The following is a 17668-nucleotide window of genomic DNA, read 5'->3' as shown; positions in this document are numbered from 1 at the left end:
GGGGCCCGGGGTCAGTGGCGGGGCGCGGCGTGCACGCTGTCGAGCATGGCCTGCTCGTCCGCGGGCAGCGCGGCGGGATCGTGGTACTCGCCGATCGCCGGGGCCTTGCCGCGGGACGAGAAGGACATGGCGGCCACGAGTCCCAGCACGAACAGCGCGAACGCCACGGCGCCGAACACCGGGGCCATGGCATGCAGCTGCTCGTTGATGCTGTGGGACTCCTCGGCGGCCACGAGGGTGGCGTTGGACAACAGGGGCAGCGAGCTCATGTGGTTCCCTTCTCGGTCCGGCGGGGCCGGTGTGGTGGTGCGGAGGACGTCTGTGCGGTCACGTCCGTTCCATGGTACGTCTCAGGGGCGCACGTGCCCGTCACCCTGGACCAGCCACTTGGTGGTGGTCAGCTCCTCCAGGCCCATGGGTCCGCGCGCGTGCATCTTCTGGGTGGAGATCCCGATCTCCGCACCGAGGCCCAGCTGGCCGCCGTCCGTGAAGCGCGTGGACGCGTTGACCATCACGGCCGCGGCGTCCACCTCGGCGGAGAAGCGCTCGGCATTCGCGAGGTCGTTGGTGATGATGGCCTCCGTGTGCCCGGTGGAGTGGCGGCGGATGTGCTCCATGGCCTCGTCCAGCCCGTCCACGACCTTCACGGCCATGTCCATGTCGAGGTACTCGGTGTCCCAGTCCTCGTCCGTGGCCTTGAGGTGGTCGGATCCCGGGGGCAGCAGGGCCGCGGCGCGGTCGTCCACGTGCAGGGCCACCCCGGCCTTGTCGAGGGCCGCTAGCACCTCGCGGGAGGCCTCCTCGGCCGCGCCGTGCAGCAGCAGCGTCTCCGCGGAGTTGCACGTGGAGGTGCGGTGGGTCTTGGAGTTCACCACCAGCCGGGTGGCCATCTCCACGGGGGCGGAGGCGTCCACGAACACATGCACGTTGCCCTCGCCCGTCTCAATCACCGGCACCGTGGCGTTGGTGACCACGGACTGGATGAGACCGTGGCCGCCGCGCGGGATGAGCACGTCCACCTTGCCGCGGGCACCCATCAGGGCGTTCGCGCCCTCCCGGCCGTAGTCGTCCACGGTCTGCACGCAGTCCACGGGCAGCTTGGCGTCCGCGAGGGCGTCCCGCAGGACGCCCACCAGCGCGCGGTTGGAGTCGAACGCGGCCGATCCGCCGCGCAGCAGCACGGCGTTGCCGGACTTCACGGCGATCCCGGCGATGTCCACGGTCACATTGGGCCGCGCCTCGTAGATCACGCCCACTACGCCCATGGGCACGCGCACCTGGCGCATCCGCAGGCCGTTCGCCAGGGTCTGGCCCCGCACCACGGAGCCCACGGGATCGGGCAGGGTCGCCAGCTCGCGCAGGGCGTCGGCCAGGCCGGTGATGCGCGCGGCGTCGAGCTTGAGCCGGTCCAGCAGCGCGGCGGACGTCCCCGCCTCGCGGCCACGCTCGAGGTCCCGGGCGTTCGCCTCGAGGATGGTCTCGCGACGGGCCTCGATGCGATCCGCCATGAGGTTCAGGGCGCGGTCCTTCCAGGCGCGCGGGGCCTTGGCGAGCGTGCGCGCGGCAACCCGGGCGTCGTCGGCCATGAGACCGACGCCGGTCACGGGGTCGTCGCCAAAGGTCTCCTGCGCGGTCAGTACGGACGTGTTCTCTGCCATGGTTCCTCCTGCGGGTCGGTCGTGGGTGGTCTGCGGCGGTCCCGACGGCGCACCGCGCCGTGGCTGCCGAGCGCTGCGGCCTCAGCCGCCGCGGGTCACTTCAGGGTGGTGCGGGCCGAGCGCGGGCGCAGGTTCACGAGGTTGTCCACGTGCACGAGCTCGCGGGCGTAGTCCTCCCCGAACTCCTCCCCGAGCTCGTACGTGCGCTTGCCGAGCATCCCCGGGATCTCGTCCGAGCCGTAGTTCACGAGCCCGTGGCCCACCTCGGTGCCGGCGGCGTCCACCATGGACACGGGGTCCCCGGCGCTGAACGTCCCGTCCACCGCGGTCACACCCGCCGCGAGCAGCGAGCGCCGCCCCCGGATGGCCTCCACGGCGCCGTCGTCCAGGGTCAGGGTGCCCTTGATGTCCGCGAGGTGCGCGAGCCACAGCAGGCGCACGTTGCGCCGCCCGCCGGTCGTGGCGAACCACGTGCCCACGTCGTCGCCAGCCAGGGCGCTCTCGATGTTCGCCGCGGAGGTCACGAGCGCCGGGATGCCTGATGCCGCCGCGATGCGCGCCGCCTGCACCTTGGTCACCATGCCACCGGAGCCCACGCCGGCGCGGCCCACGGTGCCGATCTCGACGCCCTCGAGGTCCGCGATGGGGTCCGTGACGGTGGCGATCCGCTCCCCGCCGTCCTTGGGCGGGCGGGTGTAGAGCGCGTCCACGTCCGAGAGCAGCAGCAGCGCGTCCGCCTTGATCAGGTGGGCCACCAGAGCCGCGATCCGGTCGTTGTCGCCGAACCTGATCTCGTGGGTAGCCACGGCGTCGTTCTCGTTGACGATCGGCAGGATCCCCAGGTCCAGCAGCCGTTCGATCTGGCGGTGCGCGTTCTTGTACTGCGAGTGGCGCATGAGGTCCTCGGCGGTCACGAGCACCTGCCCCACCGTGACGTCGTAGCGCGCGAAGTGCTCGGTGTAGCGGGAGATCAGCAGACCCTGGCCCACCGACGCCGCGGCCTGCTTGGTCGCGAGGTCCTTGGGGCGCTTGGACAGCCCCAACGGCTGCAGCCCCGCGGTGATCGCACCCGAGGACACGAACACCACCTCCACACCCTGGGCCTTGATGCGTCCGAGGGCGTCCACGATCGAGCGCAGGGCGTTCTCGTCGATGGAGTTCTCGATGGAGGTCAGGGACGAGGAGCCCACCTTCACGACCACGCGGCGGGCCTTGGGCAGCTCCTCCCGGCTCTCGACGGCCGAGCGCCGGTTCTTGCCGCGGCTCTCGGTGCTGAGCTGGATCGCGGACTTCGAGGCCTGCTGCTCCACGGCGGAGACGTCGATGGTCTCGGTGGGGGTCTTCTCGTGGTGGGTCACTTCTCGTTCGTCTCCTTCGTCTCGGACGTGCGGCGGCGATCTCGTGCGTCCACGGACTCGGTCCAGACCCCGGCGCGGCGCTCCTGCTCGAGCTCCGCGCGGGCCTCGGACTTCGCGTCCATGCGGTCGTAGAACTGTTCCCGCTTCTCGCGGCGGGTGGGGCGGGAGGTCTCCTCGAGGCGCAGGTCCGAGCCGCGGGGCCCGCCCAGCAGCTCGGCGCCGCCCACCATGGTGGGCTCCCAGTCGAAGACCACCCCGTTCTCCTCGGGCCCGATCAGCACGGCGTTGCCCGGCTTGGCCCCGATCCGGAACAGCTCGTCCTCGATGCCGAGCTTGGCGAAGCGGTCCGCGAGGTAGCCCACGGCCTCGTCGTTGTTGAAGTCCGTCTGCAGCACCCAGCGCTCGGGCTTCTCCCCGCGCACGTGGTACAGCGGCTCCTCGGCGCGGTCCTCGCGCGTGATCACGAACTCCCTGCGGTCCCGGCCACGACGACGCCGCACGGGCTCGGGCTGCAGCACGGGCACCGTCTGTCGTTGCTGCTCCCGCTGCTCCTCCTGGGCCCTGGCCTCGGAGACCAGTGCCGCCATCGCGAAGCTCAGCTCCCGCAGCCCCTCGTGGGAGGCCGTGGAGATCTCGAAGACCGGGTAGCCGCGCTGCTCCAGCTCCACCCGCACGAAGTCCGCGAGCTCCCGGGCCTCGGGGACGTCCACCTTGTTGAGGACCACCAGGCGGGGCCGCTGCGTGAGCGGGATCGAGGAGGGGTCCTCGTCCGCGATGTCCTGCGCGTAGTGGGCCAGCTCCTCCTCCAGTGCGTCAAGGTCCGTGAGGGGGTCCCGGCCGGGCTCCAGGGTGGCGCAGTCGATCACGTGCACCAGGGCGGCGCAGCGCTCCACGTGGCGCAGGAACTCGAGGCCCAGCCCCTTGCCCTCGGAGGCTCCCGGGATCAGCCCGGGCACGTCCGCCACGGTGAAGCGGGTGTCCCCGGCCTGGACCACGCCCAGGTTGGGGACGAGCGTGGTGAAGGGGTAGTCGGCGATCTTGGGCCGGGCCGCGCTCATGGCGGCGATCAGGCTGGACTTGCCGGCGGAGGGGAAGCCCACGAGCGCGATGTCCGCGATGGACTTCAACTCGAGCTCCACCTCCTGCTCCTCGCCCGGGGTGCCGAGCAGCGCGAAGCCGGGGGCCTTGCGCTTGGGGGACGCGAGAGCCGCGTTGCCGCGCCCGCCCTGACCGCCCGCGGCCAGCACGTACTCGCTGCCCTCGCCGAGCAGGTCCGCGAGCACGTTGCCCTCGCGGTCCTTGACCACGGTGCCGTCCGGCACGGACAGCACGAGGTCCTGACCCTTGAAGCCGTGGCGCATGTCCCCCTTGCCGGGCTCCCCGTTGGGGGCCTTCTGGTGGGGCGCGTGGTGGAAGCCGAGCAGCGTGGTGGACTGCCCGTCCACGCGCAGGATCACGGAACCGCCGTCCCCGCCGTTGCCGCCGTCCGGCCCGCCCAGGGGCTTGAACTTCTCACGCTTGACGGACACGCAGCCGTGGCCGCCGTTGCCGCCCGTGGCGTGGACGATGACGCGATCAACAAAACTGGCCACGTGGCTCCTCGAGGTCGTGGTCGTCCGCGGCGCGGGCGGACCGGTGCTGTGCTCAAAAGACTAGAGGGTGAGCGCGTGACGCGCCCACCCTCCAGTGGTCGTCGCCACGTGGACGTGGCGGCGGGTGGACCCAGGGGTCCGAAGAATCTGCTACTCGGCGGTCTGGATGTTGACCACGCGGCGGCCACGACGGGTGCCGAACTCGACGACACCGGCGGCCAGGGCGAACAGGGTGTCGTCCTTGCCGCGGCCCATGTTCAGGCCCGGGTGGAAGTGGGTCCCGCGCTGGCGGACAATGATCTCGCCGGCGTTGACGGACTGGCCGCCGAAGCGCTTGACACCCAGGTACTGGGCGTTGGAGTCACGGCCGTTGCGAGTGGAGCTCGCACCCTTCTTGTGTGCCATGGTGTGTGCCTACCTTCGTTGGAAATGTACGGGGGACCGGATCAGGCGTCGATGCCGGTGATCTTGACCGTGGTCAGCTCGGCGCGGAAACCCTGACGCTTCTTGTAGCCGGTCTTGTTCTTGTACTTCATGATCGAGATCTTGGGACCACGCAGGTCCTCGATGATCTCGGCCGTGACCTTGACGTCGGCCAGGGTCTTGGAGTCGGAGGTGACCTTGTCCCCATCGACCAGCAGCAGCGCAGGAAGCTCTACGGTGCTGCCTGCCTCGCCGGCGACGCGGTCAAGGGTCACGAGGTCTCCTACGGAAACCTTCTCCTGGCGGCCGCCTGCGCGGACAATCGCGTACACCACTTGGGAACTCACTTCTCTCGACATCTATGGACTGCGTGTATTGGTCGGGTGCGCTCCTGGAGGACTGCGAATGTCGAGACATCACGCCGCAGTGGTTCATGACCGACCGCATTCCGCGTGGCTATCGCATCAAAACAGGATGTTCACCCGAGTGTGCCGCTTTCCGTGCGCGTGGGAATGACTACGACGCACACCGGTGTCCGGCACCGACAGCCCAGAGTACCTGATCCCCGGAAGTCACGCCACTCACGCGCCCTGCCCGCCACGCTGCGCGGACTGGTCGAAGAACGCGAGTTCGAGCCGGCAGGCCCGCAGGTAGGCGCGTCGCATGGCCTCGCGGGTGGCGGGGTCCGCGCACGACGCCGCCCGGTCCACGATCTCGCGCACGGCCTCCGTGGCGGCCTGGAAGGCGGGGTCCTCGTAGGTCTGCAGCCAGTCCGCGTACGGGTGCCCGTCCAGCCCCGCGGCCCGGGCCCGCGCCGAGAGCTCCGAGCCCACGTGGGCGTAGAGCCAGTAGCACGGCAGCACCGCAGCGGCCCCCACCGCGAAGCCGTCCTGTCCCGTGCGCGCGAGCAGGAAGTCCGCGTACGCGCTCGTGGTCTCCGAGGGCGGCAGCGGCTGCCGGTCCCCGAGCCGCGCCCGGTGCAGGGCGGACTCCCCCGTGACCACGGCGGCGGACGCGCTCGCGAACAGCTCACGGGAGTCCTCGTCCGGTGCGGAGGCGGCCAGCAGCGCCAGGGCCCGGGAGTAGAACTCGAGGTACTGCATGTCCTGGTCCAGGTAGAACTCGAACGCCTCCCGGTCCAGGGTGCCGTCCCCCAGGGCCACCACGAAGGGCAGCGCCGCGATCCGCTCCCGTACCGGAGCGCTCTCGTCCCACAGCTCGTCCGTGAACGGCCGCCCCTGCCCGGAGCCCAGCCCGGCGGCGTCGTCCGCGCACGCCCCGGCTAAGAAGGTGGGGTCCGTGACGAGGTCCTGGACGTGGTGGAAGTGGTGGACCGGGCCGTTGCCGTGGCCCACGTGCAGGGTGTCCGCCGCGCGCAGCGCCCCGCGCAGCCACTGGCGGGCGGTGTCGATGCCCTGCGCCCAGTCCCCCGTGCGGGCCACCACCGTGGCCACCGCGGAGGACAGCGAGCAGCCCGTGCCGTGCGTGTTGCGGGTGACCACGCGCGCTCCCGCGTACTGCGCGGCGGGTTCGGCCCGGCCGGGAACCACGAGGGCGTCCGGCGTGGTGTCCCCCGCGAGGTGCCCGCCCTTGACGAGCACGCGCGTGCCGAAGGTCTCCGCCACGGCACGACCCTGCGCGAGGGCCTCGTCCCACGTGGTGGCCACGGGCCGTTCCGCGAGCACGGCCAGCTCGGGAAGGTTGGGGGTGATGAGGTCCGCGTGGTGCAGGATCCCGCGCAGGGCGTCCTCGGCGTCGGGCTCCAGCAGCCGGCCCCCGGCGGTGGCCACCATCACCGGGTCGATCACAACCACCGGGGCACGTCCGGCCGCCAGCCAGCGGCCCACGGTCTCGATGGTCTCCACCGAGCCGAGCATGCCCACCTTCACGGCGTCCAGCTCCACGTCCTGCGCCACGGCGTCCAGCTGCGCCTGGAGCACGGACACGGGCGGGGTGTGCACGTCCACCACGCCCCGGGTGTTCTGCGCGACCACCGCCGTGATCACGCTCAGCCCGTAGCCGCCCATCGCGGCGATCGACTTCAGGTCCGCGGCGTGGCCCGCGCCGCCGGTGGGATCCGTTCCGGCGATCGACAGGACGCGCGGGGCGGGGGCAGGAGACGTGGCGATCACGACATTCCCTTCGCTAGTTCGAGCTAGATCAGGTTCGACGGGTGTGTTCTCAGCCGCTGGGCGGCACCCCGTGTCCGTGCCCGATCATGCCACAGGAGCGCCCGGATTCCTCCGAGCGCTCCTGTGGGCGGGCCGTGCACGACGCCACACGGTGGCGGTCGTCGCGCAGGTCTCAGTCCGCCTTGGGGGTCATGGTGATGTCCTGGGCCTTCACGCCCACCCCCACGATGGTCGGCTGCCCGTCCGAGGGCGCCGTGCGCACCGCGGTGGCCTCGGCGGTGAAACGGCTCGCGGCCCCCGCCGACGCCTCGTACTCGCGCGTCTCCACGCTCGCGGTGCCCGGTGCGGCGGCGGGTGCCACCGCACGGCGTGAACCACGACGCCGCCTGGCCGGGGTGCTCGGGGCGGCCTGCCCCGCGGCACCCGGTGCGTTCTGACCGGCCGCGCTGGGCGCGGTCCCGGCACCACCGGAGCGGCTGCTGCCGGACTGGTCGCGCCCGGACTGGTCTCGTCCGGTCTTGTCGTCCTCGGACCAACCGCTCCCGGACTGGCGGTTGCCCGCCCCGCCGTTCCTGGACCGGCCGCCTCCGGACTGGTCCCGCTGGGTGTCGCTGTCCTGCCCCGCCCCTGACTTTCCGCCCTGGGAGTCCGAGGAGCGGTCGGCGTCCTCGGCGGAGCCGCGCGCGCCCGTGGCGGTGCCGGGGGCCGTGGCCACCCGGCGGCCGCGGCGCTGACGGCCCGCACCACCCGAACGGGACCCGGATCCGGAACGGTCGCCGCCGGAGGTCTCCTCGCCCGAAGTGTCCTCACCAGAGAACGCCGCGGAGAGCGAGTCAAGGGTTAGGGACTCCTGTGCCGTGCCACGGTCCTGGTGGCCCTGCGGGAGCTCGACGACCTCGCCGCCGATGGTCAGCTGCGAGGCGGCGCCGCCGTCCTGGCCCTGGGTGTGGTCCTCGCGGGAGGTCTCCTGCGACGAACCGCCATCCTCACCCTGCTGGGTGCGGCCACGGCTGCGCTTGCCCCGGCGCTTCTTGCGACGGCGTCCGCCCTCGGACTCGCCGTGGCTCTCGTCCCCGGGGCCTCCCGCCGCCTGGTGGTCTCGCGCGGAGTCCGCGGCACCGGACGCGCTGCCCGAGGACGCGGCCGCGTCCCGGGAACCGTGCTGGGCGGCGTCGTCCTCGTGCGAGGAAGCCGCGGCGATGGTGGCGAACGCGGTGCGCGCGGCCTCGTCCCGGGCCTGCTGCTCGTCCGGGCTCTTGGAGCGCGCGGGCGAGGGCTGCTTTTCCTGCGGCTGGTGCTGCTGCTTCTGGCGCGAGCGCTTGCGGTCGTTGCGGTTGCCGCGGTGGTCCGGGGCGGACGCGGTGGAGCGGCCCTTGAGCGGGTGGTCGTGGACCAGCACGCCGCGCCCGGCGCACTCCTCGCACGGCTCGGAGAACACCTCCAGCAGCCCCGTGCCCATGCGCTTGCGCGTCATCTGCACGAGACCCAGGGAGGTCACCTCCGCCACCTGGTGCTTGGTGCGGTCGCGGCCCAGGCACTCCACGAGCCGGCGCAGCACGAGGTCCCGGTTGGACTCCAGGACCATGTCGATGAAGTCCACCACGATGATCCCGCCGATGTCCCGCAGCCGCAGCTGGCGCACGATCTCCTCGGCGGCCTCGAGGTTGTTCTTGGTGACGGTCTCCTCGAGGTTGCCGCCGGAACCGGTGAACTTGCCCGTGTTGACGTCCACCACGGTCATGGCCTCGGTGCGGTCGATCACGAGCGAGCCGCCGGAGGGCAGGAACACCTTGCGCTCCAGCGCCTTCTGGATCTGCTCCTCCACGCGCATGTGCTCGAAGAGGTCCTCGTCCTCGGTCCAGCGCTGCAGCCGGTCCAGCAGGTCCGGGGCCACGTAGGTCACGTAGGCCTCGATGTTGTCCCACGCCTGCTCGCCCTGGACCACCATGGCGGTGAAGTCCTCGTTGAACACGTCCCGGACGGTCTTGATGGTGAGGTCCGGCTCGGCGTAGAGCAGCTCCGGGGCGAGGGTCTTGGTGGAGCCGGCCTTCTCCTGGATCTGCTCCCACTGCGAGCGCAGCCGGTTGATGTCGTTGGTCAGCTCGGTCTCGGACGCCCCCTCGGCGGCGGTGCGCACGATCACGCCCGCGCCCTCGGGCAGCCGGTCCTTGAGGATCTTCTTGAGCCGCTGGCGCTCGACGTCCGGGAGCTTGCGGGAGATCCCGGTCATGGAGCCGCCGGGCACGTACACGAGGTAGCGCCCGGGCAGGGAGACCTGGCTGGTGAGCCGGGCGCCCTTGTGGCCCACGGGGTCCTTGGTGACCTGCACGAGCACGGTGTCCCCGGACTTCAGGGCGTTCTCGATCTTGCGGGGCTTGTGCCCCATCTCGGCGGCGTCCCAGTCCACCTCGCCGGCGTAGAGCACGGCGTTGCGCCCGCGGCCGATGTCCACGAACGCGGCCTCCATGGACGGCAGCACGTTCTGCACCTTGCCCACGTAGACGTTGCCGATCAGTGAGTCCTGCGTGGTGTGGGAGACGAAGTGCTCCGCGAGGATGCCGTCCTCGAGCACGCCGATCTGGATCCGGTCCTCTTTCTGGCGGACCAGCATGGTGCGCTCCACGGACTCGCGGCGCGCCAGGAACTCGGCCTCGGTGATCACGTGGCGGCGGCGGCCGAACTGGCGGGACTCGCGGCGGCGCTGGCGCTTGGCCTCGAGGCGCGTGGAGCCCTTGACCCCGGTGACCTCGTCGCTGCTGGTGCCCTCGGACGCACCGCGCGGGGCGCGCACCCGGGTCACGGAGCCGTCGGAGTCGTCCACGAGCTCCATGTCCTCGTCACCACGACGACGCCGTCGGCGCCGCTTGCTCGACACGCTCGCGTCGTCGTCCTCGTCGCGGTCCCCGCGGGCGGCCTCCCGCTCCTGGGCGGCCTCGCGCAGCCGGGCCTTCTGGGCCTCGGCGGCACGGCGGATCTCGTCCGGGTCCGGCGCCCGGAACAGCAGGGACGCGCCCGGGCCGAAGGCCCCGAAGTCCTGCTGCGTGGGGGGCTCGGTGCCCTCCGCCGCCGGGGCGTCCTCGGCGGCGGGTGAGTCGGTGCTGTCGGCGGCGGCGCCGTCCTCGGACGCGGCGTTCTGCGGCTCGGGGGCCGACGAGGCGGCGGCCTCGTCCGAGCTGCTGCCCGCTGACTGCGCGGCGGCCGCGGCCGCGGTGTCCGGTGCCGTGGTGGACTCCTCCGGCGGCGTGACGGGCGCCGTGGGGAGCTCTCCGGCGTCGATGGCGGCCGCGATGGCGATGGCGTCGCTCGTGCCGTCGACCGGGGCCGCGGTGGCCTCCTCCTCGGAGGTGGCGTGCGGTGCCTCGGCGTCCGTGGCCGCCGCCTCGCCGCTCGTGGCGGCCGGGTCCGACGCGGGGGCCGTGTCGGCCGGTGCGTCCCCGTCCGTGGTCGGCGAGGTGCGGGTGCCCTGCGGGTCCTGCACGTCCTGGGCGGCGGGCTCGGTGCCCTGTGCGGCGGCGGGCTGCGCGGCGGCGTCGTCCTGCGGCGACGCGGTGGGGGTCTCACCCGTGGCGGACCCGGGGGTCAGTGCGGAGGTGTCCTGTTCAGGTTCCATGTGAAGTTGTGCTCCTGCTCGGGGCACCGTCCGCACCCGGGCCCGAGGTGTGCTCGGTCGGTCGAGCCGGTGTTCTCCACACGGCCGCCGGAAGTCGGTGTCGTACCCACGGGCGCGGCATGTGTCACGCGCGCCGTCCGCGGGCCGGCGGATGCCCGAGTCGCTGGGTCCGTGGGACCGCGAACTTGAACCGGTGCGGACGCGCTCGATCCTGTGAGAGCCGCGGGTCCGCTCCGATGGTGGTCGGTGCTCCTGCCGGGCCGGTGTCCTCGCGTGCGGGCGAGGGCCGACCACTGGCAGTATCTCACAGTCGTCGCCTGTCACCGCACATCCGGGTGGTCCACGCCACAGCCCGGCCGGTCGCGTCCCGGCCCACCTCGGGGTGCCCGCGATCCGCCCTGCACCGCGCCCGCCCATGCCCGTGGTCTACGATCGGGCGCGTGAGCTCTGCATCCCGACCCTCCCCCGCCGCCCCCTCCGACAGCCACGCCACGGCCCCCGACCGCCCCGCGGCCGACGCCGCCGTGGCACCCGTGACGCGCCCCGACCGCACGTGGGCCGTGCTGACGGTGGTCCTCTCGCTCGTGGGCTTCGCGGCATCGGCCACGCTCGTGGCGGAGCGGCTGGCCATCTTCCAGGACGCCGGGCACCGCGCGAGCTGCGACCTCAACGCGTGGCTGTCGTGCGGGACCGTGATGCGCACTCCCCAGGCGGAGGTGTTCGGCTTCCCCAACCCGCTGATCGGCATCGTGGCCTACGCCGTGGTGCTCGCCGTGGCCGTGGGCGTGCTCGCGGGGGCGCGCTACGCCCGCTGGTTCTGGTGGCTGCTGTGGGCGGGAATCGCGGCGGGGTCCGTGTTCACCCTGTGGCTGTGGTGGCAGACCACGTTCCGGATCAACGCCCTGTGCCTCTACTGCATGGTCGTGTGGTGCGCGCAGACCTACCTGCTCGCCCACACGAGCGCCCGGATGCGCCGCGCGGGAATGCTCGGCGGTGCCGCCCGGGAGAGCGCAGGCTCCACGGCCTGGGCCTGGCTGCTCGGCACGGGGGTGCTCGTGGTCGTCTTCGGCGTGATCGCGGTGCGCTTCTCCACCGTGATCTTCGCCTGACACCCGCCCTGCCGGACCACGAGAACGGCGCGTGCCGAGCCCGGGAGCTCGGCACGCGCCGTGGTCGTGCGGTGGCTCAGGCAAACCAGATGCCGATCTCGCGCTCGGCGGACTCCGGAGAGTCCGAGCCGTGCACGAGGTTCTTCTGGACCTTCTCGCCCCAGTCCCGGCCCAGGTCCCCGCGGATGGTGCCCGGGGCGGCCGTGGTGGGCTCGGTGGCCCCGGCGAGGCTGCGGAAGCCCTCGATCACACGGTCGCCCTCGACCACCGCGGCGACCACCGGGCCCGAGAGCATGAACTGCACGAGCGGCTCGAAGAACGGCTTGCCCTGGTGCTCCGCGTAGTGCTGCTCCAGGATCTCCCGGGTGGCGTGCACCAGCTTGAGCTCGGCCAGGGTGTAGCCCTTGGCCTCGATGCGGGCGAGGATCTGGCCGGTCAGGCCGCGCTCGACGCCGTCCGGCTTGACGAGGACGAGAGTGCGCTGCGACATGGGGTCTCCTTGCGGTAGAGGTGGGGGTGGACGGGCCGTACGAGGGCCGGTCACCGGGTTCCGGGTCGAGCCTAGCGAACGCGGCGGGCGCGTGCGGACCGCGCGCCGCGCCCGCTCACGGCAGGGGGTGCTCCGCCTCCCAGCGGCGCTGCTCCTCCGCGCGCTGCACGTTGTCGCGGTCCATACGTGCGCCCTTGACCACGGCGTACCACCACGCCAGCGCGCACAGCGCCCCGATCACGAACATGGCGGGCACCAGGAAACCGGTGGCGATCAGCACGAGCTGCAGCACCCACCCGGCGGCATAGCCCCACGGGCGGCGGAGCATCCCGCACAGCAGGATGAACAGCAGCGCGAGCACCGCCGCGCCGCCCATGAGCCACAGCTTGTGCGCGGTGCTCCAGTCCCGGGCCAGCAGCCCGAAGGCGGTGAGGGCCGCGAAGAACACGATGAACGCCTCGATGCTCAGCACGCTCGAGGCGAACATGGTCTTGACGGACCGCGGCTTCTTGGTCTGCCCGGGGCGCCACTCGCGCTGGGCCTTGGTCATGCGGGCCATGCGGCTCCTTCCAGGGGTGCGGACAGCAGGGGTGCGGTCGAGGGGTCACAGGCCGAGCAGCGCACGGGCCTCACCCACCACGGTGATGGAGCCGGTGACGAGCACCGCGCCGTCGAACTGCTCACGGGCGGCGGCGTCCTGGATGGCGGCGGAGCACGCGTCGTCGAGATGTTCGGCCACGTGCACGGCGTCCTCGTCGAAGCCCATGTCCACGGCGATCTCCGCGAGCTCCGCCGGGGGCACCGCCCGCGGGGAGTGGGACGCGGTGCACCACAGCTCCAGATCGAACTCGTGGTACTCGTCCGCGAGCACCCGCATCATGGTCTCCACGTCCTTGTCCCCCAGCACCCCGACCACGAGGTTGAGCTTGCTGAACGTGAACCCCTCGCGCACGGCCGCGGCGGAGGCCACGAGCCCGTGCGGGTTGTGGGCGGCGTCGAGGACCACGGGCGGAGCCTTGCGCGCGAGCTCGAGGCGACCGGGCGAGGACACCGCGCCCAGACCCTCGCTCACGAGCTCGGGGTTCAGCGGCTTCTCGCCACCGCCGAGCAGCGCCTCCACCGCGGCAATCGCGACCGCCGCGTTCTGCGCCTGGTGCGCGCCGAACAGCGGGAGCATCACGTCCGGGTACTCGCCCGCGAGGCCCTGGACGGTGATGACCTGCCCGCCCACGGCGGTGGTGCGCGCGGTCACGGAAAACTCCACGCCCTCGAAGCGGAAGGGGACTCCCAGCTCCTGCGCGCGCTCGAGCAGCACCTGGGCCGCACCCGGCTGCTGGGCGGAGCTCACGAGGAACCCGCCCGGCTTGACGATCCCGGCCTTCTCGCGGGCGATGTCCTCCACGGTGTCGCCGAGGATGTCCGTGTGGTCCAGGTCGATGGGCGTGACCACGGAGACCGCGGCGTCCGCCACGGTGGTGGCGTCCCACGAGCCGCCGATCCCGACCTCCAGGACCATCACGTCCACGGGCTCGTCCGCGAACACCGCGAACGCCAGCACCGTGAGGGTCTCGAAGTACGTCAGGCGCGGGGCCCCCTCGCCCTCCAGGTGACGGTCCACGAGGTCCAGGTACGGGGCGATCTCCGTGTAGATCCGCACGAAGGTCTCGTCGGAGACGGGCTCGCCGTCGATGCTGATCCGCTCGGTCACGCGCTCCAGGTGCGGGCTCGTGTAGCGGCCCACCCGCAGGTCGTGGGCGAGCAGCAGGGACTCGACCATGCGCGCCGTCGACGTCTTGCCGTTGGTCCCGGTCACCTGCACCACGGGGGCGCTGCGGTGCGGGTCCCCCAGCGCGGAGACCGCGAGCTGCATGGCGTCCAGGCGCGGCGCCATCCTGTGCTCCGGCGCCCGGGCCAGCAGCCCCTGGTAGATCTCCTCGACGGACGCGAAGTTCTCGTGCTCGGTGGCGCCGCTCATGCGTCCACCACCGCCACGGTGACGTCCAGGTTCGTGGCCTCCACCAGCTCCAGCTCCCGGGTGAGGGTCTCCCCCTGCACGAGCTCGCGGTGCGCGTCCACCGCGGCCAGCGTCGCGGCGTCGGCGTGGAGCGTGGTGCGGATCCGGTCCGAGACCACCAGCCCGGCGTCCTTGCGGGCCTGCTGGATCGCACGGACCATGTCCCGAGCCACGCCCTCGGCGCGCAGCTCGTCGGTCAGCTCGGTGTCCAGCACCAGGAAACCGCCGCCGGGCAGCACGGTGACGGCGCGCGCGGAGGACGCCGCGGCGTCGTCGACCACCGTGACCAGCTCGTACTCGCCCTCCTCCAGCGCCACCGAGCCGGCGACCACGCCGCCGTCCTCGGCCACGGACCAGTCGCCCGCCTTGGTGGCCCTGATGACCTGCTGCACCTGCTTGCCGAGCCGGGGACCGGCGGCGCGCGCGTTGACCTTGAGCTCCTGGGAGATGCCGTAGTCGGCGGCCGAGACCTCGTCCGCGTCCACCAGCGTGACGGACTTGAGGTTCAGCTCGTCCGCGACGATCTCCTGGAACGTGCCCGCGAGCGCCTGCGCCCCGGGCACGGCCACGGTCATGCCGGCGAGCGGCTGGCGCACGCGCAGGCTGCTGGCCTTGCGGAGTGCGGAGCCCGCGGAGCAGATGGCGCGCGTGCGCTCCATGGCGGTGAGCAGGGCCTCGTCCCGCGGGAACAGGGAGGCGTCGGGCCAGTCGGTCAGGTGCACCGAGCGCCCGCCGGTGAGCCCGCGCCAGATCTCCTCGGTGACCAGCGGCAGCAGCGGGGCGGCCACGCGGCACACGGTCTCGAGGCACGTGTAGAGCACGTCGAACGCCTCGGTGTCCTCCTCGAAGAAGCGCTCGCGGGACCGGCGCACGTACCAGTTGGTGAGCGTGTCCATGTAGGCGCGCAGGCGTTCGGCGGCGGCCCAGATGTCGTACTCGTCGAAGAGCCGCTTGGCGTCCGTGACCAGGGCGCCGGTCTCGGCCAGGATGTAGCGGTCCATCACGTGCTCGGCCTCGTACCGCGCCTGGGCGTCGTAGCCCTCTCCCCCGCGGGCGGCGTTCGTGTAGAGCCCGAAGAAGTGGTAGACGTTCCACAGCGGCAGGATCATCTGCCGCACGCCGTCACGGATGCCCTGCTCGGTGACCACCAGGTTCCCGCCGCGCAGGATGGGCGAGGACATCAGGAACCAGCGCATGGCGTCCGACCCGTCCCGGTCCAGGACCTCGTTGACGTCCGGGTAGTTGCGCAGGGACTTGGACATCTTCTGTCCGTCCGAGCCCAGCACGATGCCGTGGGAGATCACGTTGCGGAACGCCGGGCGGTCGAAGAGCGCGGTGGCCAGGATGTGCAGCGTGTAGAACCAGCCGCGGGTCTGGCCGATGTACTCCACGATGAAGTCACCGGGGTTGTGGGTCTCGAACCACTCGCGGTTCTCCATGGGGTAGTGCACCTGCGCGTAGGGCATGGACCCGGAGTCGAACCACACGTCCAGCACCTCGGGAACGCGGCGCATCACGGACGTCCCCGTGGGGTCGTCCGGGTTGGGGCGGATCAGCTCGTCGATCCACGGCCGGTGCAGATCCACCTCGCCGGCGGCATTGCGGGGCAGGCGACCGAAGTCCGCCTCAAGCTCCGCGAGGGATCCGTAGACGTCGCGGCGCGGGTGGTTGGGGTCGCTGGACTCCCACACGGGGATCGGCGATCCCCAGTAGCGGTTGCGGGAGATGGACCAGTCCCGGGCGTTCTCCAGCCACTTGCCGAACTGGCCGTCCTTGACGTTGCCGGGGATCCAGTTGATCTGCTGGTTCAGCTCCAGCATGCGGTCCTTGATGGCCGTGACGCTCACGAACCACGAGGACACCGCGCGGTAGATCAGGGGGTTCCGGCAGCGCCAGCAGTGCGGGTAGGAGTGCTCGTAGGAGGCCTCGCGCAGCAGCGCGCCGCGGGCCCGCAGGTCCCGGATCACGGTGCGCGCCACCTCCTTGTCGAACACGTTGTGCCCGGCGAGCTCCGCGAGCGGCGCCCCGGCGGCCAGGGACTCGTCCGTGAAGAGGTCGTAGAAGCGCCCGCCCTCGTCCACGGAGAGCACCACGGGGATCTCGTGCTCGGCGCACACCAGCTGGTCGTCCTCGCCGTAGGCCGGAGCCTGGTGCACGATGCCCGTGCCGTCCGTGGTGGTCACGTAGTCCGCCACGAGGATCTGCCAGGCCTTGGCGGTGCCGAAGCGCTCGTCGTCGGTGAAGTAGTCCCACAGCGGGGCGTAGCGGATGCCCGCGAGCTGCTCGCCCGTGTAGTGGGCGGTCACGGCCTCGGCCACGGCGGCGGCCGGGTCCTCGGCATCCCCGTAGCCGAGGTCCTTGGCGTAGCTGCCCGCGAGCTCCGCGGCCACGAGGAAGCGGCGTCCGGCCAGCTCCCCGGCTCCGGGCACCAGCACGTAGTCGATGGCGGGGCCCACCGCGAGCGCCTCGTTGGTGGGCAGGGTCCAGGGCGTGGTGGTCCACGCGATGGCCTCCGCGCCCGCGAGCTCCGCGGCGACCTCCGGGTGCGCGGCCCACGAGGTGTCCTCGGAGAGCCGGAACGCCACGGTCACGGAGGTGTCCTGGCGCATCTGGTAGACGTCGTCGTCCATGCGCAGCTCGTGGTTGGACAGCGGCGTCTCGTCCTTCCAGCAGTACGGCAGCACGCGGTAGCCGGAGTAGACCAGGCCCTTGTCGTCGAGGGCCTTGAACGCGCCGATCACGGACTCCATGTACTCCGGGTTCAGCGTCTTGTAGTCGTTGTCGAAGTCCACCCAGCGGGCCTGGCGGGTCACGTAGTCCTGCCACTCGGAGGCGTACTTCATCACGGAGGCGCGGCAGGCGTCGTTGAACGTGTCGATGCCCATGGCCTCGATGTCCTGCTTGTCCGTCATCCCGAGCTGCTTCATGGCCTCGAGCTCCGCGGGCAGCCCGTGGGTGTCCCAGCCGAAGCGTCGCTCCACGCGGCGACCCTGCTGGGTCTGGTAGCGGGCCACGAGGTCCTTGACGTAGCCGGTGAGCAGGTGCCCGTAGTGGGGCAGGCCGTTGGCAAAGGGAGGGCCGTCGTAGAAGACGAACTCGTTGGAGCCGTCCGTGCCGCTGTCGCGCTGGTCGATGCTCGCCTGGAAGGTGTCGTCACGCTTCCAGTAGTCGAGGACGCGCTCCTCGACCGCGGGCAGGCGCGGGGCCGCGGGGACGCCCTGGGCGTCGGGGTCGGTGCTCGCCTTGGGGTACACGAATGAGTCGGTCACGGTGCTCCATCCT

Annotated in this window: 13 protein-coding genes and 1 riboswitch; of the genes, 1 reads left to right on the top strand and 12 read right to left on the bottom strand. The window is 71.9% G+C overall.

The annotated features are described in order from the left end of the window. Positions 1–11: 11 nt before the first annotated feature. The 8 genes from KRH_RS05530 to KRH_RS05495 all read right to left on the bottom strand — a co-directional run bounded on the left by KRH_RS05530 (position 12) and on the right by KRH_RS05495 (position 10773). Positions 12–269 carry a hypothetical protein gene (locus KRH_RS05530; RefSeq protein WP_012398203.1) on the bottom strand — a complete coding sequence of 86 codons (258 nt, stop codon included), beginning with the start codon at positions 267–269 and terminating at the stop codon, positions 12–14. A gap of 81 nt (positions 270–350) precedes the next feature. After that, positions 351–1658 carry a glutamate-5-semialdehyde dehydrogenase gene (locus KRH_RS05525; RefSeq protein ID WP_012398202.1) on the bottom strand — a complete coding sequence of 436 codons (1308 nt, stop codon included), beginning with the start codon at positions 1656–1658 and terminating at the stop codon, positions 351–353. A 95-nt stretch (positions 1659–1753) separates the two neighbouring features. Then, positions 1754–3016 carry a glutamate 5-kinase gene (gene proB / locus KRH_RS05520; protein ID WP_172599354.1) on the bottom strand — a complete coding sequence of 421 codons (1263 nt, stop codon included), beginning with the start codon at positions 3014–3016 and terminating at the stop codon, positions 1754–1756. Then, complete coding sequence (gene obgE / locus KRH_RS05515) at positions 3013–4608, bottom strand: GTPase ObgE (protein WP_012398200.1); 1596 nt, start codon at positions 4606–4608, stop codon at positions 3013–3015. Before obgE ends, proB begins: the two co-directional genes overlap by 4 nt. Before the next feature lie 150 nt (positions 4609–4758). Then, a complete protein-coding gene (gene rpmA / locus KRH_RS05510) occupies positions 4759–5013 on the bottom strand; it encodes a 50S ribosomal protein L27 (RefSeq protein WP_012398199.1) in 255 nt (84 codons plus the stop codon). A gap of 41 nt (positions 5014–5054) precedes the next feature. Next, the gene (gene rplU, locus KRH_RS05505) at positions 5055–5366 is read right to left on the bottom strand and encodes a 50S ribosomal protein L21 (RefSeq protein WP_012398198.1); all 312 of its coding nucleotides are present in this window, start codon (positions 5364–5366) and stop codon (positions 5055–5057) included. A gap of 246 nt (positions 5367–5612) precedes the next feature. Then, entirely contained in the window at positions 5613–7163 is a 1551-nt protein-coding gene (locus KRH_RS05500) for a bifunctional hydroxymethylpyrimidine kinase/phosphomethylpyrimidine kinase (protein WP_012398197.1), read from the bottom strand. Beyond that, a riboswitch (TPP riboswitch) is annotated at positions 7151–7244 on the bottom strand. Its footprint overlaps the gene before it by 13 nt. Positions 7245–7335: 91 nt before the next feature. Continuing rightward, the gene (locus tag KRH_RS05495) at positions 7336–10773 is read right to left on the bottom strand and encodes an Rne/Rng family ribonuclease (RefSeq protein WP_012398196.1); all 3438 of its coding nucleotides are present in this window, start codon (positions 10771–10773) and stop codon (positions 7336–7338) included. Positions 10774–11213: 440 nt separating this feature from the next. On the opposite strand from KRH_RS05495, the gene KRH_RS05490 reads away from it, so the two are divergent. Beyond that, positions 11214–11882, top strand: coding sequence for a vitamin K epoxide reductase family protein (locus KRH_RS05490; protein WP_226905887.1), 669 nt, complete (start codon positions 11214–11216; stop codon positions 11880–11882). A gap of 76 nt (positions 11883–11958) precedes the next feature. On the opposite strand, the gene ndk is transcribed toward KRH_RS05490, so the two are convergent. The 4 genes from ndk to ileS all read right to left on the bottom strand — a co-directional run bounded on the left by ndk (position 11959) and on the right by ileS (position 17655). Continuing rightward, a complete protein-coding gene (gene ndk, locus KRH_RS05485) occupies positions 11959–12372 on the bottom strand; it encodes a nucleoside-diphosphate kinase (protein ID WP_012398194.1) in 414 nt (137 codons plus the stop codon). A 115-nt stretch (positions 12373–12487) separates the two neighbouring features. After that, positions 12488–12931, bottom strand: coding sequence for a DUF4233 domain-containing protein (locus tag KRH_RS05480; protein WP_012398193.1), 444 nt, complete (start codon positions 12929–12931; stop codon positions 12488–12490). A 45-nt stretch (positions 12932–12976) separates the two neighbouring features. Further along, positions 12977–14347 carry a bifunctional folylpolyglutamate synthase/dihydrofolate synthase gene (locus tag KRH_RS05475; protein ID WP_012398192.1) on the bottom strand — a complete coding sequence of 457 codons (1371 nt, stop codon included), beginning with the start codon at positions 14345–14347 and terminating at the stop codon, positions 12977–12979. Next, a complete protein-coding gene (gene ileS, locus KRH_RS05470; protein WP_012398191.1) occupies positions 14344–17655 on the bottom strand; it encodes an isoleucine--tRNA ligase in 3312 nt (1103 codons plus the stop codon). Before ileS ends, KRH_RS05475 begins: the two co-directional genes overlap by 4 nt. Positions 17656–17668: the final 13 nt, after the last annotated feature.

Origin of the sequence: Kocuria rhizophila DC2201, from assembly GCF_000010285.1 — a bacterium.
GTDB lineage: Bacteria > Actinomycetota > Actinomycetes > Actinomycetales > Micrococcaceae > Kocuria > Kocuria rhizophila_A.
Note: the sequence above shows the minus strand (reverse complement) of the source record. Positions and strands in the feature narration are given on the sequence as shown.

Coding starts and splice junctions, on each gene's coding strand:
- KRH_RS05525 (WP_012398202.1), bottom strand. CDS start 1,658: ATGGCAGAGAACACGTCCGTACTGACCGCGCAGGAGACCTTTGGCGAC.
- KRH_RS05475 (WP_012398192.1), bottom strand. CDS start 14,347: ATGAGCGGCGCCACCGAGCACGAGAACTTCGCGTCCGTCGAGGAGATC.
- rpmA (WP_012398199.1), bottom strand. CDS start 5,013: ATGGCACACAAGAAGGGTGCGAGCTCCACTCGCAACGGCCGTGACTCC.
- ndk (WP_012398194.1), bottom strand. CDS start 12,372: ATGTCGCAGCGCACTCTCGTCCTCGTCAAGCCGGACGGCGTCGAGCGC.
- KRH_RS05495 (WP_012398196.1), bottom strand. CDS start 10,773: ATGGAACCTGAACAGGACACCTCCGCACTGACCCCCGGGTCCGCCACG.
- KRH_RS05530 (WP_012398203.1), bottom strand. CDS start 269: ATGAGCTCGCTGCCCCTGTTGTCCAACGCCACCCTCGTGGCCGCCGAG.
- KRH_RS05480 (WP_012398193.1), bottom strand. CDS start 12,931: ATGGCCCGCATGACCAAGGCCCAGCGCGAGTGGCGCCCCGGGCAGACC.